Annotated in this window: 19 protein-coding genes, 1 tRNA gene and 9 pseudogenes; 15 read left to right on the forward strand and 14 right to left on the reverse strand. The window is 68.5% G+C overall.

Annotated features, from left to right (window positions below; translation table 11 throughout):
• Nucleotides 1–23: 23 nt before the first annotated feature.
• Nucleotides 24–914 carry a peptidase gene (locus tag WDM94_07570; protein MEJ0012479.1) on the forward strand — a complete coding sequence of 297 codons (891 nt, stop codon included), beginning with the start codon at nt 24–26 and terminating at the stop codon, nt 912–914.
• A gap of 12 nt (nt 915–926) precedes the next feature.
• Here the strand turns inward: WDM94_07570 and WDM94_07575 are convergent.
• A tRNA-Gln gene (locus WDM94_07575) sits at nt 927–1,000 on the reverse strand.
• Nucleotides 1,001–1,163: 163 nt separating this feature from the next.
• Between WDM94_07575 and WDM94_07580 the strand changes: the two genes are divergently transcribed.
• The 3 genes and pseudogenes from WDM94_07580 (at nt 1,164) to WDM94_07590 (ending at nt 4,969) form a co-directional block, all read left to right on the forward strand.
• Entirely contained in the window at nt 1,164–2,945 is a 1,782-nt protein-coding gene (locus WDM94_07580; protein ID MEJ0012480.1) for a hypothetical protein, read from the forward strand.
• A 327-nt stretch (nt 2,946–3,272) separates the two neighbouring features.
• A pseudogene (locus tag WDM94_07585) lies at nt 3,273–4,292 on the forward strand (Ppx/GppA phosphatase family protein).
• Nucleotides 4,285–4,969, forward strand: a pseudogene (locus WDM94_07590) (RlmE family RNA methyltransferase). The pseudogenes WDM94_07585 and WDM94_07590 overlap by 8 nt, the downstream one beginning before the upstream one ends.
• Here WDM94_07590 and WDM94_07595 read toward each other — a convergent pair.
• The 3 genes and pseudogenes from WDM94_07595 to WDM94_07605 all read right to left on the reverse strand — a co-directional run bounded on the left by WDM94_07595 (nt 4,966) and on the right by WDM94_07605 (nt 6,270).
• Complete coding sequence (locus WDM94_07595; protein ID MEJ0012481.1) at nt 4,966–5,730, reverse strand: MFS transporter; 765 nt, start codon at nt 5,728–5,730, stop codon at nt 4,966–4,968. The pseudogene WDM94_07590 and the gene WDM94_07595 overlap by 4 nt on opposite strands.
• A 142-nt stretch (nt 5,731–5,872) precedes the next feature.
• Nucleotides 5,873–5,974: pseudogene (locus WDM94_07600) on the reverse strand (hypothetical protein).
• Nucleotides 5,962–6,270, reverse strand: coding sequence for an MFS transporter (locus WDM94_07605; protein ID MEJ0012482.1), 309 nt, complete (start codon nt 6,268–6,270; stop codon nt 5,962–5,964). Before WDM94_07605 ends, WDM94_07600 begins: the two are co-directional and overlap by 13 nt.
• Before the next feature lie 323 nt (nt 6,271–6,593).
• Here WDM94_07605 and guaB point away from each other — a divergent pair.
• The 4 genes and pseudogenes from guaB to WDM94_07625 all read left to right on the forward strand — a co-directional run bounded on the left by guaB (nt 6,594) and on the right by WDM94_07625 (nt 8,491).
• Nucleotides 6,594–7,798, forward strand: a pseudogene (gene guaB / locus WDM94_07610) (IMP dehydrogenase).
• Complete coding sequence (locus tag WDM94_07615) at nt 7,729–7,959, forward strand: hypothetical protein (protein ID MEJ0012483.1); 231 nt, start codon at nt 7,729–7,731, stop codon at nt 7,957–7,959. Before guaB ends, WDM94_07615 begins: the two are co-directional and overlap by 70 nt.
• Nucleotides 7,896–8,075 (forward strand): IMP dehydrogenase, encoded by a 180-nt coding sequence (locus tag WDM94_07620; GenBank protein ID MEJ0012484.1) that lies wholly within the window; start codon nt 7,896–7,898, stop codon nt 8,073–8,075. The genes WDM94_07615 and WDM94_07620 overlap by 64 nt, the downstream gene beginning before the upstream one ends.
• A gap of 26 nt (nt 8,076–8,101) precedes the next feature.
• Nucleotides 8,102–8,491: pseudogene (locus WDM94_07625) on the forward strand (MAPEG family protein).
• 3 nt (nt 8,492–8,494) lie between these two features.
• Here WDM94_07625 and WDM94_07630 read toward each other — a convergent pair.
• Nucleotides 8,495–9,067, reverse strand: a complete 573-nt coding sequence (locus WDM94_07630) for a zinc-binding dehydrogenase (GenBank protein ID MEJ0012485.1) — start codon at nt 9,065–9,067, stop codon at nt 8,495–8,497.
• Between the two features lie 37 nt (nt 9,068–9,104).
• On the opposite strand from WDM94_07630, the pseudogene WDM94_07635 reads away from it, so the two are divergent.
• The 3 genes and pseudogenes from WDM94_07635 (at nt 9,105) to WDM94_07645 (ending at nt 11,809) form a co-directional block, all read left to right on the forward strand.
• Nucleotides 9,105–9,623 (forward strand): annotated as a pseudogene (locus tag WDM94_07635) (cation transporter).
• Nucleotides 9,624–9,672: 49 nt separating this feature from the next.
• Nucleotides 9,673–11,229 (forward strand): annotated as a pseudogene (gene guaA, locus WDM94_07640) (glutamine-hydrolyzing GMP synthase).
• 100 nt (nt 11,230–11,329) lie between these two features.
• Nucleotides 11,330–11,809 carry a DUF2938 domain-containing protein gene (locus WDM94_07645; GenBank protein ID MEJ0012486.1) on the forward strand — a complete coding sequence of 160 codons (480 nt, stop codon included), beginning with the start codon at nt 11,330–11,332 and terminating at the stop codon, nt 11,807–11,809.
• 25 nt (nt 11,810–11,834) lie between these two features.
• Here the strand turns inward: WDM94_07645 and WDM94_07650 are convergent.
• Nucleotides 11,835–12,175, reverse strand: a pseudogene (locus tag WDM94_07650) (L,D-transpeptidase).
• A gap of 138 nt (nt 12,176–12,313) precedes the next feature.
• Entirely contained in the window at nt 12,314–12,736 is a 423-nt protein-coding gene (locus tag WDM94_07655; protein ID MEJ0012487.1) for a L,D-transpeptidase, read from the reverse strand.
• A 198-nt stretch (nt 12,737–12,934) separates the two neighbouring features.
• Here WDM94_07655 and panB point away from each other — a divergent pair, with 198 nt between their 5' ends.
• The 3 genes from panB to der all read left to right on the forward strand — a co-directional run bounded on the left by panB (nt 12,935) and on the right by der (nt 15,966).
• Entirely contained in the window at nt 12,935–13,753 is an 819-nt protein-coding gene (gene panB, locus WDM94_07660; GenBank protein MEJ0012488.1) for a 3-methyl-2-oxobutanoate hydroxymethyltransferase, read from the forward strand.
• A gap of 66 nt (nt 13,754–13,819) precedes the next feature.
• A complete protein-coding gene (locus WDM94_07665) occupies nt 13,820–14,551 on the forward strand; it encodes a tetratricopeptide repeat protein (protein MEJ0012489.1) in 732 nt (243 codons plus the stop codon).
• Between the two features lie 53 nt (nt 14,552–14,604).
• On the forward strand, nt 14,605–15,966 hold the full coding sequence (gene der, locus WDM94_07670; GenBank protein ID MEJ0012490.1) for a ribosome biogenesis GTPase Der: 1,362 nt from the start codon (nt 14,605–14,607) through the stop codon (nt 15,964–15,966).
• A 45-nt stretch (nt 15,967–16,011) separates the two neighbouring features.
• Here the strand turns inward: der and WDM94_07675 are convergent, their stop codons facing one another.
• The 3 genes from WDM94_07675 to WDM94_07685 are packed head-to-tail and all read right to left on the reverse strand — an operon-like array spanning nt 16,012 to nt 18,881.
• Nucleotides 16,012–16,743 carry an SDR family NAD(P)-dependent oxidoreductase gene (locus WDM94_07675; GenBank protein MEJ0012491.1) on the reverse strand — a complete coding sequence of 244 codons (732 nt, stop codon included), beginning with the start codon at nt 16,741–16,743 and terminating at the stop codon, nt 16,012–16,014.
• Nucleotides 16,744–16,747: 4 nt separating this feature from the next.
• Complete coding sequence (purF, locus tag WDM94_07680) at nt 16,748–18,223, reverse strand: amidophosphoribosyltransferase (protein ID MEJ0012492.1); 1,476 nt, start codon at nt 18,221–18,223, stop codon at nt 16,748–16,750.
• Between the two features lie 13 nt (nt 18,224–18,236).
• On the reverse strand, nt 18,237–18,881 hold the full coding sequence (locus tag WDM94_07685; GenBank protein ID MEJ0012493.1) for a CvpA family protein: 645 nt from the start codon (nt 18,879–18,881) through the stop codon (nt 18,237–18,239).
• 211 nt (nt 18,882–19,092) lie between these two features.
• Here WDM94_07685 and WDM94_07690 point away from each other — a divergent pair, with 211 nt between their 5' ends.
• Nucleotides 19,093–19,449 (forward strand): hypothetical protein, encoded by a 357-nt coding sequence (locus tag WDM94_07690; protein MEJ0012494.1) that lies wholly within the window; start codon nt 19,093–19,095, stop codon nt 19,447–19,449.
• Here the strand turns inward: WDM94_07690 and WDM94_07695 are convergent.
• From WDM94_07695 to WDM94_07710, 4 genes and pseudogenes are all read right to left on the reverse strand, one after another.
• Nucleotides 19,446–19,790, reverse strand: coding sequence for a hypothetical protein (locus tag WDM94_07695; protein ID MEJ0012495.1), 345 nt, complete (start codon nt 19,788–19,790; stop codon nt 19,446–19,448). The two genes, WDM94_07690 and WDM94_07695, sit on opposite strands and share 4 nt — an antisense overlap.
• A gap of 58 nt (nt 19,791–19,848) precedes the next feature.
• Nucleotides 19,849–21,235, reverse strand: a pseudogene (gene radA, locus WDM94_07700) (DNA repair protein RadA).
• Nucleotides 21,236–22,100: 865 nt separating this feature from the next.
• Complete coding sequence (alr, locus tag WDM94_07705; GenBank protein MEJ0012496.1) at nt 22,101–23,168, reverse strand: alanine racemase; 1,068 nt, start codon at nt 23,166–23,168, stop codon at nt 22,101–22,103.
• A gap of 136 nt (nt 23,169–23,304) precedes the next feature.
• On the reverse strand, nt 23,305–23,811 hold the full coding sequence (locus WDM94_07710) for an SRPBCC domain-containing protein (protein ID MEJ0012497.1): 507 nt from the start codon (nt 23,809–23,811) through the stop codon (nt 23,305–23,307).
• Nucleotides 23,812–23,829: the final 18 nt, after the last annotated feature.

A 23,829-nucleotide genomic window follows, 5' to 3' on the forward strand; every position in this document is an offset into this window, starting at 1 on the left:
CCGCGCCCGGTAGGCTCGCCGCGATGCGCGCGCTCTCCCTTCTCATGATTGTCGTGGCGCTGGCGCTGTCCGCCTGCGTCTCGAATTCCGTACAGCCGGACCTCCGGGTCGGCTTCGTCGGAGCCGCCGCCGGTCCGCAGGGACAGAAGACGCCCGACGGCGGCGAGCTCTGGCTGATCCCCTCGCCGGTGGCCGGCCTGCTGATGCGCGCGACGTTCTACCGGCCGTCGGGTGCCGGGCCCTATCCGCTGGCGCTGATCAACCACGGTTCCGAGCAGGACGCCAACCAGCGCGCGCTTGCGCCGCTGCCGTCGTTCCCCGCGGCGACGGCGTGGTTCCTCGCGCACGGATACGCGGTGCTGATTCCCGAGCGGCCCGGGCACGGCAAGACCGGCGGGCGCTATCTCGAGGACCAGGGCTCCTGCGATGGCGCCGACTACGTCGCGGCCGGAAACGGCGCCGCCGATTCCATCGCCGCCGCTCTCGCCTACGTGCCCATGCTTCCCTCGGTCAGGCCGACGGGAGTCGTACTGGTCGGAAACTCGGCCGGGGCGTGGGGCCTGCTGGCGCTGACGGCACGCAAGCCGCAGGGCGTGCGCGCCATCATTGATTTCGCCGGCGGGCGGGGCGGGCACAACGGCGGCCGCAAGCTCAACAACTGCGCACCGGATCGCCTGGTGGCCGCTGCCGGCACCTTCGGCGCCACCGCGCGGTTGCCGGCGCTGTGGCTCTACGCCGCCAACGACACATACTTCCCGCCGGATCTTTCCGGCCGCATGGCCGACGCGTACCGGACCGCCGGCGGCAACGTCGAGTACCACTTGGTGCCGGCGATACCGCGCGAGGGCCACGCCCTCATCGCAGCCCCGGACGCGTGGGCGCCCTACGTCGAGGCATTCCTGAAGGCGCATTGATGAAGGTGAGGGTGGCTGGGGAACTAGGATTTGAACCTAGATTGACGGAGTCAGAGTCCGCTGTCCTACCGTTGAACGATTCCCCAATCCCGTCCGTGGTTTCCCGGCCGAAAGCCGCGCCTGGGAACCCGCCGGAATTTGGCTGATGCTATAGGCAGCGCGCTTCGCAACGTCAACCGCGGGGCTATGCTCCGCCGCCGCGGCATGGCACTAATCGGGCATCGTTCCGTGTCGTGTCAGGAGGCGAATATGCGCTGGGGCTCCGTCGTGCGAATTGTTCCCCTGGCGCTGGCGACCTGCCTGGCGCTTAGCCTGCCGGCGAGCGCCGAAGACGCGGCCGGTGCGGCCGGCCATGCGTCCGCGGCGACATCGCCGAAGGTCGGGCTCTCCATACCGACCGTGCAGGTCGTGAATTCGTCGATCGACGAAACGACCCTGCGTTCGATTTTCATGGGCGACGTCGCCGGCCACGCCGACGAGCTGGCGGCGCTGAAGGCGGCGAGCATCCGCGTGCCGGAAATCCGCATCGACTATGCGACGCCCGAGGTGCAGGGCGTCACCGAGACCGGTTCCGTGGTGCTGCGCGACGTGCGGCTGAACAAGGTCGCCAAGGGCGTCGCGCAGGCGATCATCATCGGCAGCTACGAGACCACGAGTAGCCAGGGCGCCACCGCCAAATTCGGCAAGATATCGGCGGAGGATTTCGACATCGGCGGGCTGCTCGCCTTCGTTGGCCTGGTGAAGGGCGATCCGACAAGCCCGCGCAAGGCGCTCTACCGCGACCTCAGGACCAACGGCGGCACGGTGAGCGGGCCGAAGGCTGACTGTACGCTCGGTCCCTCCAGTGTCATGCGCGTCAGCGTGCGGCCGCTGAAGGTATCGCTGGTCGACATGTTTGCGCTGATGAAGAAGGTCGGCGAAGACAAGGACACCAAGCCTTCCAAGCAGGACATCGCGACGATGGTCGATTTCTTCGTCGACATCTTCGACGCGGTCGAAGTCTCGCCGGTCAAGCTCGGCGGCTTCGCGTGCACCGGCATCGACAACGACGGCAAGCCGATCGCGATCAAGCTTGGCTCGATCACCGCCGGCGCCTTCGCACGCGGCCGCTATCCCGATTTCACCGTCAAGGACCTCGCGGTCGATGTGCCCGGCGACGGGTCGATGAGCCTCGGCGAGTTCCGCTTCAAGGGCTTCGATATGTCCGGCCCGCTGGCGACGCTGAAGGCCGCGGCCGGCAACATCGACGAGGATTGGTTCAAGGCGAACTACCGCGCGCTGGTGCCGGCCTTCGACGGCGCCAGCCTCGCGAAGTTCGCGATGGATATTCCCGATCCGGACAATCCCGGCGAACGCTTCAAGGCGCAGATCGCGAAATTCGACCTGACGCTGAAAGACTGGATCAACGCCATCCCGACCGATGTCGCGACCTCGGCGTCGCACATCGTCGCCACGCTGCCGGACAAGACTTCGGACCGGCAGATCCAGGCGCTGCTCGACTACGGCATCGACAAGTTCGACGTCGGCTTCGACCTCGGCCTCAACTGGAATGAGGCGGCGCAGGAACTGCGGCTCGACCGCTTCTCGGTGACCGGCGTCGACATGGGTTCGATCGTGGCGGCAAGCGTCATCGGCGGCGCGACCCGCGACCTGTTCTCGGCCGACCCGACGGTGGCGCTCGCGACCTCGCTCGCCCTGACGCTGAAGCGCGTCAAGGTCGACATCAAGGACGCCGGCCTCGCCGACATCATCCTGCGCGCGGCGGCCGAGGAGGCCCACAAGGACGCCGCGGCGCTGCGCTCGGCGGTTGCCTCGATGACGCAGGGCACCATCATCCTGTTTCTCGGCTCGGCCGCGAATTCGGAGAAGGTCGCCACCGCCGTCGCCGACTTCATCAAGGGCAAGCAGTCGCTGTCGGTCACCGTTGCTGCCAAGGACCCGGCCGGCGTGTCGTTCGATGCGCTGCGCGCCGCACAGGACGATCCGACGTCATTGCTCGACAAGGTCGACATCGACGCCGTCGCCAGATAGCGCCGGAATCCGCGTTGCCTTGTAACCCCGCCGTCGGCTGTTAGACTGCGCCTCGAAAAGAAACCAGTGAAGCGCGCCGCTGCCCTTGAGTACGGGCCGGCTGGCCGCGCTCGGTCGAGGTGACATTTGGCGTCGGGCGACGGTCCGCAGGATGCGGACCTCACCGCCGTTGCGCGTGGCGGCGGCAGCACTGCGAAGGCGCAGCGACGGGGACGCCGTCGGCGGCGCCGCGGGCCGGTCTATGCCCGCGCTCCCGAAGGCGTGGCCTCGCTGCCGGTCGCGCTTGCCCCCGCGCCGATGGCCGCCGTGGCGGCGGAGCATGTCGGTCCGTTCTACGGCGCCCTCGACCTCGGCACCAACAACTGCCGCCTCCTGATCGCGACGCCGCGCGAACACGGCTTCCGCGTCGTCGATGCCTTCTCGCGCATCGTGCGGCTGGGCGAGGGCATCGGCGCCAACGGACGCCTCAGCGAAGCGGCGATGACCCGCGCCATCGAGGCCCTGAAGATTTGCGGCGCCAAGCTTGCGGAGCGCAACGTCGCGCGCGTCCGCATGATCGCGACGGAGGCTTGCCGGGCGGCGGAGAACGGCGAAGCGTTCATCGCCCGCGTCCTTGATGAGACCGGGCTCGCTATCGAGATCGTGTCGCGCGAGGCCGAGGCGCGGCTTGCCGTCGCCGGCTGCGCTTCGCTGGTCGATACGCGGGCCTCGGGCGTCATCCTGTTCGACATCGGCGGCGGCTCGTCGGAGTTGGTGTGGATCGACCTCGCGCCGTCGCCCGACGGGCGCAAGCGCCGCATGGCCGACCGCATCCGCACGTGGATGTCGCTGCCGGTGGGCGTCGTCAACGTCAGCGAGCGCCACGGCGGCAAGCATATTACGCCGGCTCAGTTTGCCGCGATGGTCGACGAGGTGACCGCGATGGTCGCGGACTTTCCGCAAGGCGCCGAGCTCGATGCGGCGGTAAAGCGCGGCGGCGTCCACATGCTCGGCACCTCGGGCACGGTGACGACCTTAGCCGGCATACATCTAGGCCTCCCGCGCTACGATCGCCGGCGGGTCGATGGCGTCTGGCTCGCCGGCGAGCGCGTCGCCTCCCTGATCGAGGAGCTGGTCGCGATGGACTACGATCAGCGCATCGCCAACCCGTGCATCGGGCGCGAGCGCGCCGATCTGGTCATCGCCGGCTGCGCCATCCTCGAGGCCATCCGCCGGCGCTGGCCGTGCGAGCGGCTGCGCGTCGCCGACCGCGGCCTGCGCGAAGGCGTACTGGTCGAGATGATGGCGGCTGACGGCGTCTGGCGCTCGCGCTCGGGCCGTCGCGCCGGGGAGCGGCTGCATGGTTGAGAAACGCGGTTCGGGCCGGCGCTCGCTCAAGGTCCACGTCAAGACGGCGAAGCGGCGGAAGGCGTCGTCGACGCGCTGGCTCGAGCGCCAGCTCAACGATCCGTATGTCGCCCCGCGCCCAGGCCGAAGGCTACCGCGCGCGCTCGGCCTTCAAGCTGGTCGAGCTCGACGACCGCTACAAGCTGCTGGCGCCCGGCAAGCGCGTCGTCGATCTCGGCGCCGCCCCCGGCGGCTGGTCGCAGATTGCGGTCGATCGGGTGAAGTCGACGTCCAGCAAGCCGCTGATCGTCGCGATCGACTATCTCGGCATGGATCCGCTGCCCGGCGTGATCGTGCTGCAGCAGGATTTTCTCGACGCCGCCGCGCCCGACGCCATCCGCGATGCGCTGGGTGCCAAGGCCGACGTCGTGATCTCCGACCTCGCCGCGCCGACGACCGGCCACCGCAAGACGGACCATCTGCGCACCATCGCGCTGGTCGAGGCGGCGGCGGAATTCGCCGGCACGATCCTGAAACCGGGCGGCGATTTCGTCGCCAAGGTTTTCCGTGGCGGCACCGAGGGCGAATTGCTGGCGCGGCTGAAGCGGGATTTCGCCGTCGTGCATCACGTCAAGCCGCCGGCGAGCCGCGCCGAGTCGGTCGAGCTCTACCTGGTCGCCAAAGGCTTCCGCGGCTAGCGCTCGCGCATGATCGTGACCGGATCGGGGAGGGCGCGCTGCCGCCCCGACATTTCGTCGCCGGCATCCTTGGCAAGGCGCCAGAACGGTATCAGTGACGACAGCGAGATCAGCCCGACAATCGTGAACGGAGCCCAGAAATCGCTGGCCACGATTTCGTTGCCGGAAATCCGCGTCATGGCTTCCAGCACGAGGGCCCCGGTCGACACGCCCACGGAGAGCGACAACTGCTGCGCCACGCTGGTCAGCGTGGTGGCGCGGCTCATGCGCAGCGCCGAGATGTCGGCGTAGGACAGCGCGTTGATCGACGAAAACTGCAGCGAGCGGAAGAACCCGCCAATGAGCAGCAGGCCGGTCATCAGCATCACCGGCGTCGCCGGCGTGAACAGCGCCGGCATGGCGACGAAGCCTGCGGAGATGACCGTGTTACACAGCAGCACGTTGCGGAAGCCGAACCGGCGCAGCACGGGTGGCGCAACAAACTTCATCGCCAGGGCGCCGATCGCCGCGGCGAAAGTGATGAGGCCCGACTGAAACGGCGTCATGCCGAAGCCCACCTGCAGCAGCAGCGGCAGCAGAAACGGCGTCGCGCCCATTCCGATGCGGAAGAGCAGCGCACCGGTCAGGCTGTGGCGGAAGGTCGGAATCTTCAGGAGCGTCAGGTCGAGGATCGGGTTCGCAATCCGCCGTCCGTGCATCACAAAGGCGATGAGGAGCGCGGCGCCGAAAACGATCAGCGACAGCACCAGCGGCAGCGGCAAGAGGCCGAGGCCGAGCGTCGTCGCACCGCCATGAACGTGGCAAGGCCCAGCCCGGAGAGCAGAAGCCGAAGCGGTCGAAAACGACGCGAGCCTCGCCGCGCACGTCGGGAATGTAGAGGGTGGCGAGAATGAAGCCCAGCACGCCGACCGGAATGTTGATCCAGAAGATCCACGGCCAGTCGACGTAGGTGATGATGAAGCCGCCGACCGGCGGGCCGATCAGCGGCCCGATCAGCGCCGGCACGGTGAACCAGCGAGCGCGCCGACCAGTTCCTGCTTCGACACCGTGCGCAGGATCACCAGCCGCCCGACCGGCACCATCATGGCGCCGCCGATGCCCTGCAGCACGCGCGCGAACACGATCGCCGGGATGGAGTTGGAGAAGCCGCAGAGGATCGAGCCGATCGTGAAGATGGCGATGGCGAGGCGGAAGATGACGCGCGCGCCGAAGCGATCGGCGAGCCAGCCGGAGGCGGGCAGGAAGACGGCGATGGTGAGCAGGTAGCTGGTCAGCGCCAGCTTGAGGTGGATCGGGCTCACGCCGAAATCGCGCGCGATGGTCGGCAGCGCGGGTCGAAATGATGGTCGAGTCGAGGTTCTCCATGAACAGCGCGCAAGCGACGATCAGGGGGACCAGAATGCGGTCGGGCATCGGATGGGGAGGGGCGGCGGGAGTCGAAAGGGTGCCTGCGCAACATAGACCTATCGGCCGCCCCGCCAAGGGCGGACTTGCGTGGACTGGCGTCGCACTTGCGAATCCGCCGTGGCGTGATATTGACCCGCGTCAACTTCATTCACCGCGACAGGCACCGCCACCCCGACAGAGGGGCGGCCGGCGCTTTAGCTTTATTCCGGAGGTTGGCATGGCGCGCCTTATCGAGCATTCCACCGGGCGCGAAGCGCTCGCCTTTGACGACGTGCTGCTGGCGCCGGCCTACTCTGCCGTGCTGCCCGGCGATGCCAACGTCGGGACGCGGCTCACCCGCCAGATATCGCTGAATCTCCCCATCATTTCGGCGGCCATGGACACCGTCACCGAAGCCCGCCTGGCGATCGCCATGGCCCAGGCCGGCGGCATCGGCGTCATCCACCGCAACCTGACGCCCGACGAACAGGCCGAGGCCGTGCGCCAGGTGAAGAAGTTCGAGTCCGGCATGGTCGTGAACCCGGTGACTATCCATCCCGGCGCGACGCTCGCCGAGGCGCTGGCGCTGATGAAGCGATCGAATATTTCGGGAATTCCGGTGGTCGAAACCGGCGGGCGCCTCGTCGGCATCCTGACCAACCGCGACGTGCGCTTTGCCACCGATCCGTCGCAGAAGGTCGCCGAGTTGATGACGAAGGAGAAGCTGGTCACGGTCACCGAAAACGTCGACCAGGACGGAGCCAAGCGGCTGCTCCATCAGCACCGCATCGAGAAGCTGATCGTAGTTGACGAGGTCTACCGCTGCGTCGGCCTGATCACGGTGAAGGACATCGAGAAAAGCCGGCTGAATCCGAACGCGACGAAGGACGAGCAGGGCCGCTGCGCGTCGCCGCAGCCTCCAGCGTCGGCGACAACGGCTTCGAGCGCAGCGAGCGCCTGATCGCCGCCGACGTCGATCTCGTCGTCATCGACACGGCGCATGGCCATTCGCAGCGCGTGCTCGACGCGGTGACGCGCGTGAAAAAATTGTCGAACCGCGTCGAGGTCATCGCCGGCAACGTCGCCACCGCCGACGGCGCCAAGGCGCTGATCGATGCGGGAGCCGACGCGGTAAAGGTCGGCATCGGCCCGGGCTCGATCTGCACGACGCGTATCGTCGCCGGCGTCGGCGTGCCGCAGCTCACCGCGATCATGGACGTGGTCGAGGCATCGGACAAAGCCGGCATCCCGGCGATCGCCGATGGCGGCATCAAATTTTCCGGCGACCTCGCCAAGGCGCTCGCCGCGGGCGCCGCCTGCGCGATGATCGGCTCGCTGCTCGCCGGCACCGACGAAAGCCCGGCGAGGTCTATCTGCACCAGGGCCGCTCGTACAAATCCTACCGCGGCATGGGCTCGATCGGCGCCATGGCGCGCGGCTCGGGCCGACCGCTACTTCCAGGCCGAGGTGCGCGATCAGTTGAAGCTGGTGCCGGAAGGCATCGAGGGGCAGGGTGCCGTACAAGGGCCCGGTCGCCGGCGTGCTGCACCAGTTGGCCGGTGGCCTGCGCGCCGCCATGGGCTACGTCGGTGCCGCCAACCTGACGGAGCTGCGCGAGAAGGCGCAGTTCCTGCGCATCTCGTCGGCGGCGCTCCGCGAGAGCCACGTGCACGACGTGACGATCACGCGCGAAAGCCCGAACTACCCGGGCGGGGTGTAGTGCCCGCCGCCATCCTCGCGGCGGTCTTTGTCCAGATTGCGCTGACCTTCGGACTGTTGTTGTGGATGGGCAGGGCGCGCATCGCGGCGCTGCGCGAGAAGCGGCTCAACATCCGCGACGTGGCGCTCGGCGAGCCCAACTGGCCGCCGGAAATCGCGCGCATCCAGAACGCGTACGAAAACCAGTTCGAGCTGCCGGTGCTGTTCTACGCGCTGGTCGCGCTGGTGCTGGTCACCGGTCACGTCACCGCGATCCTGATCGGCCTCGCGTGGCTGTTCGTCCTGTCGCGCATCGTGCACGCCGCGATCCACGCCACGACCAACAACGTGCCGCAGCGGTTCGCCGCCTATTGCGTCGGCCTCGCCGATCTCATGCTGATGTGGGTGCTGTTCGCCCTCGCTGTCGCGCTGGCCTGAGCCTCACAGCCCGGCGAGGTGGACGATCTTCCCGTCGACGCCGCCCTTTTCCATCATCTCCGCCGCCTTGCGCGCCGCAAGCAGCGGCAGGCGCGCGGCGATGCGCGGATGGATCTTGCCGTCGCGGGGCCAGCAGGAAGAGCGTCGCGAGATCCTGGCGAAGCGGCGCCGGGTCCTTCTTGTAAAGCTGGGTGACACCGAAGAATTTTGCCTTCCGCCCGGCCAGCATCGCGCCGCCGAAAAGGCGGCCGAGCGACAGCGGCACGGCAAAGAAATCGTTTCTTGGTTCCGGCAAAAGCCGATGCCGACGACAAGCCCGCCCTTGCGCGTCGCGCGGATGACCGCCGGCGTGAACGGACCGCCGAGATTATCGAGGGTGATGTCGACGCCGCCGGGTATGATCTTGTGCACGCCGACGTCGATCGCCTGCGCCCGGCTTTCCACGGCGGTGGCGCCCAGCGAGCGCACCAGATCGTGAGCGCGAGAGGAGGCCGCCGCGAGTGTCCGGTTGCCGTTGAGGCGCAGGAGTTCAGCATCGCCGTGCCGACGCCCGCCGTTGGCGCCGGTGACCAGCACCGTGTCGGCCGGCGTCAGCTTGGCGATGCGGTACACCGATGCGCTCGACTTCTTCGCCGACAGCGTCACCTACGCTGCGAGCTTTGCCGTCATCGGCATGGCGCTCCGCACGCGTTCGCTGGTCGCGCTCGCTAAGGGCGGAAGCCTGTTCCTGATGGCGCTGTGGGTGCTGGGGTCCACGATCTATCGCGTCTTCGTGCTGGGCACGCCGTCGGCCGAAGTGATGGGCGCCGTCGGCTTCCTGGCGCTCGCCGCCAATGTCGCCAGCGTCGTCATCCTCATGGCCTACAAGGACGGCGACGCCAACGTCCGCTCGGTATGGATCTGCTCGCGCAACGACGCCATCGGCAACGTCGCCGTGATGGTCGCGGCGCTGGGCGTCTGGGGCACGATGACCGGCTGGCCGGACCTGATCGTGGCGGCGATCCTCGGCGGCCTGTTCTTCAATTCGTCGATCAAGATACTGCGCCACGCCTGGGCGGAGTATCGGCACGGCGGCGAGGATCATCATGGCCACGATCACGCGCCCGGCCACGTCCACGAGCACGCCCACTAGGGCGCTCCGCCACCTTGCGGAATCGAGGCCGGGCCTTTAAGGCCTCGCCATGACAGCCACCGACACGGTTCTGATCGTCGATTTCGGGCAGCCAGGTGACGCAACTGATCGCCCGGCGCGTCCGCGAGGCGGGCGTGTATTCCGAGGTCGCGCCTTACAACAAAGCCGAGGAAGCCGTCGCCCGGCTGAAGCCGAAGGCGGTGATCTTCTCGGGCAGCCCGGCGAGCGTCCTCGATAAAGACGCGCCGCTGCCGCCGCCCTCGATCTACGACGCCGGCGTGCCCATCCTCGGTATCTGCTACGGCGAGCAGGCGATGGCCCACCAGCTCGGCGGCAAGGTCGAGAGCGAGCACAATCGCGAATTCGGCCGCGCCTATGTCGAGGTCGTGCGTCAGGCGGCGCTGTTCGACGGCATCTGGGAAGCCGGGCGAGCGCCATCAGGTGTGGATGAGCCACGGCGACCGCGTGACGAAACTCCCCGACGGCTTCGAGATCGTCGGCAAGTCGGACGGCGCGCCCTTCGCGATGATCGCCGACGAGAAGCGCAAGTTCTACGCGATCCAGTTCCACCCGGAAGTCGTGCACACGCCGGACGGCGCAAAGCTGCTCTCCAATTTCGTCCACAGGTCGCCGGCCTGAAGGGCGACTGGACGATGGCGGCCTTCCGCGTCGAGGCGATCCGGCGCATCGCGAGCAGGTCGGCAAGGGCCGCGTCATCTGCGGGCTTTCCGGCGGCGTCGATTCATCCGTCGCGGCGCTGCTGCTGCATGAGGCGATCGGCGACCAGCTCACCTGCGTGTTCGTCGATCACGGCCTGATGCGCGAGGCAGAGGCCGACGAGGTCGTGTCGCTTTTCCGCGGCCACTACAACATTCCGCTGGTCCACGTTAAACGCCGCCGATGTTTTCCTCGGCGCGCTCGCCGGCAAGTCCGACCCGGAAGAGAAACGCAAGATCATCGGCCGCCTGTTCGTCGAGACGTTCGAGATCGAGGCGAACAAAGTCGGCGGCGCCGATTTCCTGGCGCAGGGCACGCTCTATCCCGACGTCATCGAAAGCGTCTCGGCGCTCGGCGGCCCAGTCGGTGACCATCAAGTCGCACCACAACGTCGGCGGCCTGCCCGAGCGCATGCGCATGAAGATGCGTCGAGCCCTTGCGCGAATTGTTCAAGGACGAGGTGCGCGCGCTCGGCCGCGAGCTCGGACTGCCGGAAGCCTTCGTCGGCCGCCATCCTTTCCCCGGTCCCGGCCTCGCGATCCGCATTCCCGGCGACATCACGCGCGACAAGCTCGCGATCCTCAGGAAGGCCGACGCGATCTACCTCGACGAGATCCGCAAGGCCGGCTTGTACGATGCCATCTGGCAGGCGTTCGCGGTGCTGCTGCCGGTGAAGACGGTGGGCGTCATGGGCGACGGCCGCACCTACGATTTCGTCTGCGCGCTCCGCGCCGTCACCTCCAACGACGGCATGACGGCGGATTTCTTCCCCTTCGACATGGGCTTCCTCGGCGCGGCGGCGACGCGCATCATCAACGAGGTCAAGGGCATCAACCGCGTCGTCTACGACGTGACCTCGAAGCCGCCCGGCACGATCGAGTGGGAGTGAGGGAATTGGATCTGGCCTGTCGTTGGGCCGGCACCACGCTGAGCAGAAGCCGCGCGGCAGATCTATCGACCGGCGTGAATCCGCTGCCGAAGGCTCGCGCATGGAAATGATTGCCGCCGCCGTATCGATCGGGATCGGGGCAACACTGTTGCTCGATCTGTGGGGCGTGTTTCTCAACGTGGCGTTCGGCGTGCCGCTATCCGATTACGCGACGGTCGGCCGCTGGCTCGGCTACATGCCCGCCGGGCGTTTCGTCCATGCGTCGATCCGGGCCGCGCCTCCGGTTCAAGGTGAGCGCATTATCGGATGGATCGCGCACTATGCGACGGGGATCGTGTTCGCGGCACTGCTGGTTGTGATATGCGGCGAAGACTGGCTCCGTCATCCATCGCTAGTTCCTGCGCTGCTGCTGGGCATTATCACCGTCGCGGCGCCCTTCCTGCTGATGCAGCCGGGCATGGGCCTCGGTATCGCGTCGTCGCGGGCACCAAACCCGAGCGCCGCACGCTTGCGCAGCTCGCCACCCACGCCGCATTCGGTGTCGGCCTTTTCGTCGCCGCATGGATTCTGGCACGGCTGACCCGCTGAGCCGTCACGCAGCCCGCCTAGTTCACCACGACGATCTGCGTGTTCTCCATCCCCGCCTGCTTGACCAGCGAGAAAAACGCCTTGGCGTTGTCGGGGTGGAGGCGGACGCAGCGTGCGAGGCGGGGCGGCCGAGGTTGCGGATCTCGGTCGTGCCGTGCACGGCGTAGCCGCCGTGGAAGAACACGGCCCACGGCATCGGCGCGTTGTCGTACTTGCGCGAGCGGTGCTTCGGCGACAGCCACTCGACGCCGTAGAAGCCGGCCGGCGTGATGTAGCCGGCGCGCGCCGTCGAGACCTTGAAGGTGTAGGTGATGCGGTCGGCGACGTAGACCGTCATCGTCTGATCGGAGATGTCGATTGCGCGCGAAGACGAACGTCGTCGGCGCAGCCTCGACGGCCGTCGCGAGCACGGGCAGCGGCGCGGTCGCCTCGGTGGCGTGCGCATTGCCGGCGACCGCGATCGTCGCCAGCCCGAAGAGTGCGATGCCGAGCCGTGTCACTGGACGACTTCGACCTGCATGTTCTCCATCCCGTTATCCTTGACGAGGGAGAAGAGCGTCGTCGCGTTGTCGGGGTGGAGGCGGACGCAGCCGTGCGAAGCCGGCTTGCCGAGATTCTTGATGTAGCCGGTGCCGTGGATGGCGTAGCCGCCCTTGAAGAAGATCGAGTGCGGCATCGGCGAGTTGTCGTACTTGCGCGAGTACCACATCACGGCCAGCCGCTGCGCCTTGTAGTTGCCGACCGGCGTGACGTAGCCGGCGCGGGCGGTCGACACCGGCCACGAATAGCGCGGCCAGCCGTTGACGAAGACCTGCATGCGCTGTTCGGAAAGATCGACCCGCGCGAGGATCGAAGAAGCCTTTGCCGGCGCAACTGCCATCAGGGCAGCCGCCGCCAGCGCGATGAGTATCGCCTTCATGTAAACCCAGCCCCCTCTTGCGACCGGCCGCCAAGCGGTCGCGCGAGCCTCCTCGCGGCAAGAACCCTACATAGCCACGGCGGGGTGAACAACGCGTAAGCGGCGCCGGCCATGCAAAATTGCGTGAGGAGGCCTGCGGTCGTGCCGCGCCGCAAAAAATGCTAGACGGAACGCCCACTTGAGAGACAGAGCAGAACCTTGTCCATAGCCGTCGACACGCAACGCCTGACCGCAAACGATATTCGCGCCAAGAAGGGCGGCGACCCGATCGTGTCGCTGACCTCGTACCATGCCCACACCGCGGCGCTGATCGACCCGCTGGTCGACTTCATCCTCGTCGGCGACTCCCTCGGCATGGTCATGCACGGCTTCGAGACCACGATCCCGGTGACGCTCGACATGATGATCCTGCAGGGGCAGGCGGTGATGCGTGGCTCGAAGCGCGCGCTGGTCGTGGTCGACCTGCCGTTCGGCAGCTACGAGGAGAGCCCGGCCGCCGCCTTCCGTAGCGCCGCGCGCGTGATGAAGGAAACCGGCTGTGGCGCCGTCAAGCTCGAGGGCGGCCTGCGCATGGCGGATACGATCCGCTTCCTCACCGAGCGCGGCATCCCGGTGATGGGCCACGTCGGGCTGACGCCGCAGAGCGTCAACACCATCGGCGGCTTCCGGGTGCAGGGCCGCGATCCCGCCGCGGCCGAGGCGATCAAGCACGACGCCATCGCCGTCGCCGAGGCCGGCGCCTTCGCCGTCGTGCTGGAAGCCATCGTCGAGCCGCTGGCCCGCGAGATCACGCCGGCTGTGCCCATCCCGACCATCGGCATCGGCGCATCGGCCGCCTGCGACGGGCAGGTGCTGGTGCTGGAAGACATGCTCGGCCTCTCGCCGCGCGTGCCGAAGTTCGTCAAGAGCTACGGCAAGCTCGCCGACCATATCGCCGAGGCGGTTGCCGCCTACGCCGCGGACGTGCGCTCGCGTGCCTTCCCGGGCGAGGCCAACGTCTACAAGCCGAAGCGTTGAAACCCCACCCCGGCGTCTATATGGTGCGCCCGCGTTGCCACCCTGAGGCGACCTCTGGAAGGCGAAATGTCTGATATCTTTAAGGAAGTCGACGAGGATATCCGCCGCGAGCAGCTCCACAAGCTGTGGGACCGGTTCGGGCCCTACATCCTTGGCGTCGCCGTGCTCATCGTCCTCGTCACCGCCGGCTACCGCGGCTGGGAGTACTGGCAGGAGCGGCAGGCGCAGGCTTCGGGCGACCGCTTCGCCACCGCCATCCAGCTCGCCACCGCCGGCAAGCACGACGATGCCATCGCCGCGCTGCAGGCGATCGTCAAGGACGGCAGCGGCGGCTATCCGGTGCTGGCGCAGTTCCGCATCGCCGGCGAGAAGGCCGCCAAGGGCGACGACGCCGGCGCCGTCGCCGACTTCGACGCCATCGCCGCCGGCAACGCGCCGGCCGAGATCAAGAACATGGCGCGGCTGCGCGCTGCTTTCCTGCTGGTCGATACCGCCAGCTTCGCCGACCTCAGCGCGCGTGTCGGCGACCTTGCCACCACCGGCAATATCTGGCGCCACACCGCCCGCGAGATCCTCGGCCTCGCCGCGTGGCGGACCGGCGACTACACGACGGCCCAGAAATTCTACTCGGACCTCGACGCCGACACCGATGCGCCCGACGAGGTCCACCAGCGCGCCCGCCTGATGCTGGCGCTGATCGATGCGAAACTGGGCGTGACGCCGCCCGCCGATGCCGCTTCGATCACGCCGGCGACGCCGACGCCACCGGACGCCACCCCGGCGCCCGCGACGCCGTAGCGCCGGCGGACCCGCGGCGGGTCCGGCGACGACTGCCCCGAGGAGCACGCCCGATGCCGTCGCCGCATCGCCCCCTTCGCGTTGCCATCGTCGGCCGCCCGAACGTCGGCAAATCGACATTGTTCAACCGCCTCGTCGGCAAGCGCCTGGCGCTGGTCGACGACATGCCGGGCGTCACCCGCGACCGCCGCGAGGGCGACGCGCGCATCGCCTTCCTCGAATTCACCGCCATCGACACCGCCGGCCTCGACGAGGCGGCGCCGGAATCGCTCGCCGGGCGTATGCGCGAACAGACCATCGCGGCGGTGCGCTCCGCCGACGTCGCCGTGTTCATCATCGACGCCCGCGCCGGCGTGACGCCGCTCGACAAGCACTTCGCCGCGATGCTGCGCACCACCGGCAAGCCGATCGTGCTGGTCGCCAACAAGGCGGAGAGCCGGGCAGGGGAGGCCGGCGTCACCGAGGCGTTTGCGCTGGGCCTCGGCGAGCCGATCGCGCTGAGCGCCGAGCACGGCACCGGCCTCGGCGACCTCCACGACGCGCTCGCCGAGTACGCGCCGCTGGCGGAGGAGGAAGAGGAAGCCGAGACCGCGAAGTCGGTGAAGGTCGCGATCGTCGGCCAGCCGAACGCCGGCAAGTCGACGCTGGTCAATGCCCTCATCGGCGAGGAGCGCATGCTGACCGGACCGGAAGCCGGCATCACCCGTGACTCCATCGCCGTCGACTGGAAATGGCGCGACCACACCTTCCGCCTGTTCGACACCGCCGGCCTCCGCCGGCGGGCGCGCGTCGAGGCCAAGGTCGAGAAGCTTGCGGTCGCCGACGCGCTGCGCGCCATCCAGTTCGCCGAGGTCGTCGTGCTGGTGGTGGACGTCGCCGCGCCCTTCGAGAAGCAGGACCTGCAGATCGCCGACCTCGTCGAGCAGGAAGGCCGCGCCATCGTCATCGCCCTCGACAAGTGGGACATCGTCGAGGATCGCCAGAAGACGCGCGCCGATCTGATCGAGAAGGCAGAGCGACTGCTGCCGCAGATCGCCGGCGTCCAACTCGTGCCGGTGTCGGGCGTGACCGGCGAGGGCCTCGACAAGCTGATGCAGGCGGTGGTCAAGGCGCACACGGTGTGGAACCGGCGCACCTCGACGGCGAAGCTGAACCGCTGGCTCGGCGAAATGGTCGAGCGCCACCCGCCGCCCGCGGTCGCCGGCCGTCGCCTCAAGCTGCGCTACCTGACGCAGACCAAGTCGCGCCCGCCGACGTTCGTGGTGTTCTGCTCGCGGCCGGACGTGCTGCCGGACGCCTACAAGCGCTACCTGGTCAACGCGCTGCGCAAGGATTTCGATCTGCCCGGCACGCCGATCCGGCTGATTTTGCGCAAGGGCGACAACCCGTTCGAGAAGGGGCGGGGGATCAGGTAGCCAGATCCACCGCTTCCCCCGCGTTCGCGGGAGAGCGGAGCATGGCTACCGCAACAGCGCCTCGGTCCTGTCCGTCGGAAAATCGAACAGCACGCCGTTGGCGACGTAGTCCGGCGAAACCATGCGCAGGATGTCCGGCACCGCCGCCTCGGGCGGCGTCTGCCGTGCCGGGTCTTCGCCCGGCGCCGACTGCGCCCGCATGCGCGTCCGCATCGGGCCCGGGTTGAAAAGATTGGCGGTGGCCTTGGTCATGCGTATCTCGGCGGCGTAGGTGCGCACCAGAGCCTCCAGCGCCGCCTTCGACGCGGCGTAGACGCCCCAGTAGGGCAGATACGCCCTGGTGATGCCGGAGGTGAGGAACAGCGCGCGGCCGGCATCGGACTGGCGGAGCAGCACGTCGAGCGAGCGGATCACGCGCCAGTTGGCCGTGACGTTGATCGCCATCGTCGCCTCGAAAATCTTCGGGTCGAGGTGCGACAGCGGCGTTATCACGCCGAGCACGCCGGCATTGCCGAGAACGATATCGACCTTGCCCCAGCGCTGGTGGAGCGCCGCGCCGAGCCGGTCGATGCCGGCGTAGTCGGTGAGATCGAGCGGCACCAGCGTCGCCGCGCCGCCCTTCGCCTTGATCGCGTCGTCGAGTTCCTCGAGGCCGCCGACGGTGCGCGCTACCGCCACGACGTGCGCGCCGGCGGTGGCGAGGCCGAGGGCGGCGGCGTAGCCGATGCCGCGCGAGGCGCCGGTGACGACCGCGACGCGGCCGGAGAGATCGACCATGCGGCTAGCGCGCCTCGGCGAGCTTGGGGAAGGCGCGCACGTTGTTCGCCGCCTCGCGGTCGACCAGCCGCGTCGGATAGGCACCGGTGAAGCAGGCGTCGCAGAACTGCGGCTGCCCGCTGTCGCGCTGCGCCTCGCCGACAGCCCGGTAGAGCCCGTCGATCGACAGGAAGCCGAGGCTATCGACCTGGATGTAGTTGGCCATGTCGGCGATCGACATGCGGTGCGCGATCAGTTGCGATTCCTCCGGCGTATCGACGCCGTAGAAGCACGAGTGCATCGTCGGCGGGCTGGCGATGCGCATGTGCACCTCGCTGGCGCCGGCATCGCGGATCATCTTCACGATCTTCTGCGAGGTCGTGCCGCGCACGATGGAGTCATCGACCAGCACGACGCGCTTGCCCGCGAGCACGTCGCGGTTGGCGTTGTGCTTGAGGCGGACGCCCATATGGCGGATCGCGTCGGACGGCTCGATGAAGGTGCGGCCGATGTAGTGGTTGCGGATGATGCCGAGATCGAAGGTAAGGCCGGCGGCCGCGGCATAGCCGATCGCCGCCGGCGTGCCCGAGTCCGGCACCGGCACGACGAGATCGGCATCGGCCGGCGCTTCGCGCGCGAGCTCGGCGCCGATGCGCTTGCGCACCTCGTAGACGCCTCGCCCCTCGACCGAGGAATCGGGCCGCGCGAAATAGACGTACTCGAAGACGCAGAAGCGCGGCTTCTCCTGCTGGAACGGGAACGTGCTCTCGATCCCCTCAGGCGTGACGACGATCATCTCGCCGGGCTTGATGTCGCGCACGAAGCGCGCGCCGATGATGTCGAGCGCGCAGGTCTCCGAGGCGAGGATCGCAGCGCCGTCGAGGTCGCCGAGGACGAGCGGGCGCACGCCGAGAGGATCGCGCACGCCGATCATCTTCTTGGTCGAGAGACACACCAGCGAATAGGCGCCCTCGACCCGCTTCAGGGCATCGACGACGCGGTCGACCAGCAGCGTCTTCGTGCTGGTCGCGATGAGGTGGAGGATTACCTCGGTATCCGACGTCGACTGGAAGATCGAGCCGCGCTTCTGCAGCAGGGTCTGCAGCGCCAGCGCGTTGGTGAGGTTGCCGTTGTGGGCGATGGCGAAGCCGCCGCCGGAGAATTCCGCGAACAGCGGCTGGATGTTGCGCGTGCCGCTGCCGCCGTGCGTGGCGTAGCGCACGTGGCCGATGGCGCGGTCGCCGGTCAGCCGGTCCATGACCGAGCGCTTGGTGAAGGTGTCGCCGACCAGGCCGACGTGGCGCTCGGAATGGAAGCCGTCGCCGTCGAAGGAGACGATGCCGCCCGCCTCCTGCCCGCGATGCTGCAGGGCGTGCAGGCCGAGCGCGGTGAGCGCGCCGGCGCCGGTGTGGGCGAAGACGCCGAACACGCCGCACTCCTCGTGCAGCTTGTCGTCGGCGAACGGGTTGGTCGTCAGGTCGTGCATGGCCGCGTCTTCCATGTCGGCGGCGCCGTCAGTTGCCGCTGTTCTGGATAAGCGTATCGAGATTCTGCCGCGTATCGTTGCCGTATGTAGTGTCCGCCGGCGGATTTGCCGCCCCGCTGTCGTCGGCCGGCGGCGTGTCGGTGCCGTTGGCGGGCGCATCGGCGCCGTTGTTGCGGAAGCGCTTGAGCAGCGCCGCCTCGACGTCGTCGGGCAGCGCCGCCATCAGCTTCTCGCCGAGATTGGAAAGCAGCGGCTTCGACTTGGCGTTGGCGACCCACGACGGCGGCGTCTGCACCAGCCACGAGAAGAAGAGCAGCGCGATGACCAGAAGCAGGATGCCGCGCGCCGCGCCGAACAGGAAGCCGAGGCCGCGATCGAGCGCGCCGACGCGGCTGTCGATGACGAAGTCGGAAATCTTGGTGGTGACGTAGCTCGCCACGATCAGCGCGACGACGAAGATGACCGCCGCCGCGATGATGGTCGCCACCGTCGGGCTGGTGACGTACGATTTCACCATCGGCACCAGGGGCTTGTAGAGGAAATAGGCTGCGGCGACGGCGGCCAGCCACGAGGCGACCGAGAGGACCTCGCGGACGAAGCCGCGCACCATGGCAAGCGTCGCCGAAATCAGCACGACGACGATGACGATCAGGTCGAGGATGGTGAGCGGCATGCGCGGCGCGAATTCCTGGCTGGGAGTGACCGGTCGAAGCCGGCCACGGCGGCCGTTTCCTAGCACGATTCTGATACCGGCGTGCGAGCCGCCGGGTGCGGCCCGTTCGCCGCCACGATGGCTGCGGTAAGCCGTTGGCGCGGAACGGCTTTCCGGCCGCTAACGCTCGACTCACCGGCAAGGCGTATGGTCGGGGCATAGGGAGGAAAACATGGCCAAAACAGCCAACCTGCTGAGCCTCACTCTCACCCTTGCCGCCGGCCTCGCGCTGGCCCACGCCGCCACCGCCGCCCTGCCGACCCCGGTGAACGACCAGATCACCCAGTCGATCGCCGGCATCGACTCCAACGAAAACGGCTCGGTCGATCAGGCCGAGTGGCACGTCGCCGGCGACCGCACGTTTGCGGCGCTCGACAGCGACAAGGACGGCAACATCAGCGAGGACGAATTCGCGCTGATCCACGGCGCGACATTTTCGGCGATGGATACCAACCACGACGGCGAAGTCTCCGCCGCCGAGGCGAACATCTATCGCCGCCTGCCGTGGACGCTCGGTCTGTTCCGCTAGCCCGGCACCGAGACGTTGCAGGCGCCGCTGGTATAGTTGGTGTTGGTGCCAAAGCTTGCGCCGGCAGCGAGCGCATTCTTGTTCTTCACCGTCCACGAATGGCTGCCGACGCTGAGCGTATAGGTCGTGTTGGCCGGGATCGCGAAGGACCACTGGTTGGTCACCACGAACGGGGTTGCGGTGACGTTGCCGAGGATGAAAAGTCCGGGCAGCGAGACGCTGGCGCCGATCGAACAATGCAGATGACGGCGCACGGTCGCCGCCTCGGAAGGCGCCGCGATCAGCGGAACCGTGGTTGCAGCGAGAAGCGCGACAGCGACAATTTTCGTAAAACCGTTCATGGTCGACGATCTCCGGCCTTGCCCTCGCGGCTAAAATAACGCCGCGACCGCGTCGCAATCAATCCTCGCGGCTGCGCGCCCGCGCCGCGATGGTGGCGACCAGATCGGCAAGCTGGGCGATCGCGGCCGCACCGGGCTCGCTCTCCTTGCCGGCGGGAATGACGGCGCGGGCGAAGCCGAGCTTCTGCGCTTCGCGGAGCCGCGCCGGCGCGTGGCCGACGGGCCGGACCGCGCCGGACAGGCTGACCTCGCCGAAATAGACGGTATCGGAGGGGAGGGGCACGTTGAGGCGCGAGGAGACCAGCGCCGCGGCGACCGCGAGATCGGCGGCCGGCTCGTTGATGCGCAATCCGCCGGCGACGTTGAGATAGACATCGCAGTCGCCGAGCCGCACGCCGCAATGGGCTTCCAGCACCGCCAGCACCATGGCGAGGCGCGAGGAATCCCAGCCGATGACGGCACGGCGCGGCGTGCCGAGCGGGGTCGGCGCGACCAGCGCCTGGATCTCGACCAGCAGCGGCCGCGTGCCCTCCATGCCGGCGAAGACGGCGGCGCCGGGCGTGTTGGCGTTGCGCTCGCCGAGGAACAGCTCGGACGGGTTGGCGACCTCGGTCAGCCCCGCGCCGGTCATCTCGAAGACGCCGATCTCGTCGGTCGGGCCGAAGCGGTTTTTTCACCGCGCGCAGGATGCGGAAATGGTGGCCGCCTTCGCCCTCGAAGTAGAGCACCGCGTCAACCATGTGCTCGACGACGCGCGGGCCGGCGATCTGGCCATCCTTGGTGACGTGGCCGACGAAGACGACCGAGGTGCCCGACTGCTTGGCGTAGCGGATCAGCGCCTGCGCCGAACTGCGCACCTGCGTAACCGTGCCGGGAGCCGAATCGACCATGTCGGTCCACAGCGTCTGGATCGAATCGATGATCAGGAGCGCGGGCGGGCGCTCGGCGGCGAGCGTCGCCAGCACGTTCTCGACGCTGGTCTCGGCCGCGAGCCGCACCGGCGCGGCGCTGAGATCGAGGCGGTCGGCGCGCAGGCGAATTTGCGCCGCGGCCTCCTCGCCGGAGATGTAGACGACGGACTCGCCCGAATTGGCGAGCGCGCCGGCGACCTGCAGCAGCAGGGTCGACTTGCCGATGCCCGGATCGCCGCCGACCAGCAGCGTCGAGCCGCGGACGAAGCCGCCGCCGGTGACGCGGTCGAACTCGGCGATGCCCGACTTTGTGCGCGGCGCTTCGTCGTTGGCGCCGGTGAGGGAAGTAAGGGCGACGACGCGGCCCCGCCCGATGGTGCGCACCGCCGGCCCGGCGCCGACGCCGGAGCTCGCCGCCTCCTCGACGAACGAGTTCCACTCGCCGCAATCCTCGCAGCGGCCCTGCCAGCGGTTGGAGCTGACGCCGCAGTTCTGGCAGACGAACTGAATCTTGAGTGCCGCCGCGCGCGCCATGGTTTGCCTCGATGTTCTTGTTATGTTCTACGTGAATTTGGGGGCCGAGGCAACTGCTCCTCCGGTTTCCCCGCGAAAGCGGAGATCCAGGTGGCGGGATTGATGCTGCTCATGCGGTTCGCGCTCGGCACGTGGATCCCCGCTTTCGCGGGGATAAGCGGTAAGGAGGCGTGACTGCGCGCTCTCGCGACGCCTGAGCATCCGAGTCTTGATCCTTCCTTTTCTCTCCCCCGGCACGTCCGAGGGGTGGCGGGCGCCCGGCTGGTGCCGAGCGGGTAGTTCCCGCGTTTGTGGGCGCCTTCCGGGCGCCCGCCGCGGCCGTTGTCGAAGCCGGCCGGCACTTCGGTCCATCGCGGCTAGCTCCCCGACGTAGCTTTGGGGAAGCGCCTCTCCGGCGTGCCGGCGGGGCCTCAACGCGACGAACTCAAGCCCGAGGTGGGCGGACTGTCGTAGTGCCGACGGACCAGCCACGCTTCGCCCCGCGACCCGGTTGCGTAACCGGAGCGGCGGGGAACCGCATCCCCGCTCCGCACCACGACGCCTCGAGTTGCGCCCTCGGGTGAGCGGGGATGGGTGCATTGTCGGGGAGGTTTGGGTCGCGGGGATAACTTATTTTCGCGGAGACAGGTGCCTAGCCATCGGCGTCATCTCTGCCTCGGGACCAACATGCGGTCGGACTCGTGGAGAGACACCCCTCCCCAAAGCCGCTTTGCGGTTTTGGCCCTCCCACAAGGGGAGGGCTCAAGTGGAGTTTGGTCAAGCGCGGTGTTTCAACAACGATGAACCCTCCCCTTGTGGGAGGGTCAAACGGCCGAAGGCCGTTTGGAGAGGGGTGTGTCTCAGCGCGCTCGATGCATGACGGCGGCTATCCGCCGAGGTAGCGCCGCTCGTAGCGCTTGCCGAGGCCGGTGAGGAATTCGTAGCCGACGGTGCCGGCGCGGGCGGCGACGTCGTCGACCGGCACTTGCTTGCCGAACAGCTCGGCCCAGTCGCCGCGCGTCGCGCCGGGGATGTCGGTGGCGTCGACCGCCATCAGGTCCATCGAGACGCGGCCGAGCAGCGGCGCCGGCCTGCCGCGGATGGCGACGTGGGCGCCGTCGCCGGCGCTGACGCGGTGGTAGCCGTCGGCATAGCCGACGCCGAGCACCGCGATTCTGGTTGGGCGCGTGAGGCGGCGGGTGGCGCCGTAGCCGACCGTCTCGCCGGGCGCCGCCTCGCGCACCATCAGCACGCGCGCCTCCGCTGTGGCGACGACGTTCATTGGCGCCGCGACGTTGGGGCCGGGGCTGGCGCCGTAGAGCGCGATGCCCGGGCGGACGAGATCGAAATGGAAATCGCGGCCGAGGTAGACGCCGGCGGAATTGGCGAGCGACGCCGGGACGGCCGGCATCGCGGCGCGCACCGCGCGGAAGGCATCGAGCTGGCGGCGGTTGAGCGGATGATCGGGCTCCTCGGAGATGACGAGGTGGCTCATCAGCAGCGACGGTTTTGTGCGCGCGATGTCGACGGCGAGCGCCTCGCCCGGCGTGACGCCGAGGCGGTTCATGCCGGTATCGACGTGGAGCGCGGCGCCGATCGGCGCACCGGCCGCCTGCCACTCGGCGACCTCGGGCATCGAGCCGAGGACCGGGCGGAGGTTGTCGGCGACGAGCGCCGCACCTTCGCCGGGCAGGAGGCCGGCGAGGATGTAGATCGTGGCGGCCGGCGCGGCCTTCCGCAGGCGGCGGCCTTCGTCCGCGGTTGCGACAAAGAACGTGCGGCAGCCGGCTTTGGCCAGCGCCGCGCCGGCGAACTCGATGCCCATGCCGTAGGCGTCGGCTTTCACCACCGCCGATGTTTCGGTCGCGACCTTGGCGGCGACGGCGCGCCAGTTGGCGGTGAGCGCGGCGAGGTCGATGGTCAGGCGCGTGGGGGTGGGGGATGCTTCGGTCATTGGTGCGCGAGTGTAGCGGTGCGGAAGCGTGCCCACCACGGCTCCAACGCACTCGTTGTCGTGCCCGCGTAGGCGGGCATCCAGTATCCGCGAGCCGGGCGGCGTTTACTGGGTCCCCGCCTGCGCGGGGACGACATTAGTGTTGCCGCGATCCTTCCACCGCCTTCGCGTAGGCCTCGACGATCTGCGGCCAGCCGGTCCTGGCGCCCATCTCGGCGCGGTAGCCCTGCCAGCCTTCGCCGTGGCGCGGGAAGTCGCGATGCACGACGATGACGTCGGTCGTCTGCGGGTCGACGGCGACGAAGCGCACGTCGATGCGGCTGGCGCTGCTTTCGGTCGGTTCGCGGCGGCCGTCGGGGCCGATCTGCCAGGCGATGACGATCTGCTCCGGCCGGTTGAAGCTGAGCACCATGCCGACCGGGTCGCCCGCCTCGCTGACCGTGCCGTTGAAGCTCGGCTCGATGCTGAGCGCGCCGCCGGCGACGCGGCGCTCGCGCGGCCACCACGCATCGAAGCGATCGACGAAGGCGGCGAAGGCCTGCTCGCGCGGCGCCTTCACCTTGCGGCTCACCACGACGATCTCCGGCGTGCCGCCGGCGGCGGGCGCCTTGTCTTCAGATTTGCCGAACAGCCATTTGAACATGGCGTCTTATTCGCGCGG

This window comes from Bauldia sp., assembly GCA_037200845.1.
GTDB lineage: Bacteria > Pseudomonadota > Alphaproteobacteria > Rhizobiales > Kaistiaceae > DASZQY01.